3 protein-coding genes are annotated in these 1,736 nt (G+C 61.4%); all 3 read right to left on the bottom strand.

The genetic code is table 11. The features are described 5' to 3' along the window. Positions 1-62: 62 nt before the first annotated feature. Complete coding sequence (gene bioD / locus RTM06_RS22555) at positions 63-734, bottom strand: dethiobiotin synthase (RefSeq protein WP_312184776.1); 672 nt, start codon at positions 732-734, stop codon at positions 63-65. After that, complete coding sequence (bioC, locus tag RTM06_RS22550) at positions 731-1,486, bottom strand: malonyl-ACP O-methyltransferase BioC (RefSeq protein WP_312184775.1); 756 nt, start codon at positions 1,484-1,486, stop codon at positions 731-733. The genes bioD and bioC overlap by 4 nt, the downstream gene beginning before the upstream one ends. Then, positions 1,470-1,736: aminotransferase class I/II-fold pyridoxal phosphate-dependent enzyme (locus RTM06_RS22545; RefSeq protein WP_312184774.1), on the bottom strand; the 267-nt coding region annotated here is incomplete at its 5' end. The genes RTM06_RS22545 and bioC, both read right to left, overlap by 17 nt.

The raw sequence follows: 1,736 nt of genomic DNA, 5'->3' as shown, positions 1-1,736 counted from the left end.
TTCAACCGATCATTTCGGGCTTAACTGATCGGCATTACGCCATTTATGGCGACCTGGGTTATTTATTGCGGCAACCTCAAATAACGCCCACATTCAACCTGCTCGGCCTCATCGCTAAGGTGCGGAATCTCACCAAGGAACGGCGCATCAATGCGCTGACGCAGCGTAGCCATATACTCCTGATGGCGTTTGCCGGGCGGTTGAATATCATTGGCAATCCAGCCCGCAAGGCGCAATCCGCGTGCTTTGACCGCTTCGGCGGTGAGCATCGCATGGTTGATGCAACCCAGTTTCACCCCCACTACCAGAATCACCGGCAGTTGCTCGGCTTCCACCCAATCGGCGTAAGTTTGCGTTTCCGACAGCGGCGTAAACCATCCGCCTGCGCCTTCAACTAGCACCCATTCAGCCTGCTGCTCCAGCGCGCGTAAACCCGCTGACAGCGTGGCAAAATCAATCGGTCTGCCCTCTTCCGCGCTAATGATATGCGGCGAGGTCGGCTCAACAAACGCCAGCGGGTTCACCTGCTCATAGCTTAACGGCAAGCTGCTGTAGCGCTGTAACGCCAGCGCGTCGCTGTTGCGGATGCCTTGCGGCGTGATCTCGCAGCCGGAAGCCACCGGCTTGTAGCCTGCGGTGCGTAAACCGGCGGCGCTCGCCGCCTGCAGCAGCGCGCCGCTGGCCACTGTTTTGCCCACTTCGGTATCGGTTCCGGTAATAAACCAGCGTGTCATTTGCGTAAAACTCCATACATCAGGTGATAACTCAGGCGATAACCCGCCTCGTCCTGCGGCCAGTGCTGCTCAAGTTGTGCCAGCTGAGCGCGCGTCAGTACGCTGGCGCCGCGTCCGTCGTGCAAATGCGTGGCACCAATGCCTTTCAGCGAGCGCATGGCGCTGAGCGCACTGGGAAAATGCAGCGTGATAACCTGCTGCTGCTTAGCGATCGGCAGCGTCGCGGTGGCCGTGTCAAACTGCGCGGCGCTGAGGAAACGATTGGCGTGCTGACGACCATCCAGTTTTGCCCACGCGAGATGCACTTCGTGCAGCGATCCGTCGAGCAGCGTGGAAAACAGCACCGTGCCGCCTGGCCGCGTGACGCGTAAAAACTGCAGCAGCGCGGTGTGCAAGTCGCTGCTCCACTGCACCGCCAGATTGCTCCACACGCCGTCAACGCTGGCATCTGGTAGCGGCACCGCATCAATATCGCCCAGCAGATAGTGCTGCGCCGATTGCTGATCGCGCGCGGTTTGCAACATGTTGGGCGACAGATCAAGCGCCGTCAGCGTGCGCCCGCGATCGCGCCAATAGCGGCTATACCACCCGGTGCCGCAACCAGCATCCAGCAGGTGCGGGCCAAAACCGGCGGGCGCCAGCGCCAGCAGCGCATCACCGCTCAGCCGCTGTAACTGCGCGTGCTGCTCGTAATGCGCAGCCGCACGACCAAAGGCGTTTGCCACGGCCTGCTTGTTAACCTGCAGCGTCATACAGCGCCTCCAGCAGACGATCAATATCATCGGTATGATGCGCAGCGGTGAGCGTGATGCGTAGCCGCGCGGTGCCGGGCGGCACGGTCGGTGGACGAATGGCGCTGACCCAGCAGCCTGCCTGCGCCAGCCGCTGCGACAACGCCAGCGCCGCGCTGTTTTCACCGACGATCAGCGGTTGGATGGCGCTTGCAGAGGCACCTAATTGCCATGGCAAATCGGCGGCGCCCGCACGGAAACGCGCGATGTG

Source organism: Pantoea sp. CTOTU46764, from assembly GCF_031974595.1.
GTDB lineage: Bacteria > Pseudomonadota > Gammaproteobacteria > Enterobacterales > Enterobacteriaceae > Pantoea > Pantoea trifolii.
The sequence above is the reverse complement of the archived record's forward strand: the minus strand, read 5'-3'. Positions and strand labels throughout refer to the sequence as shown.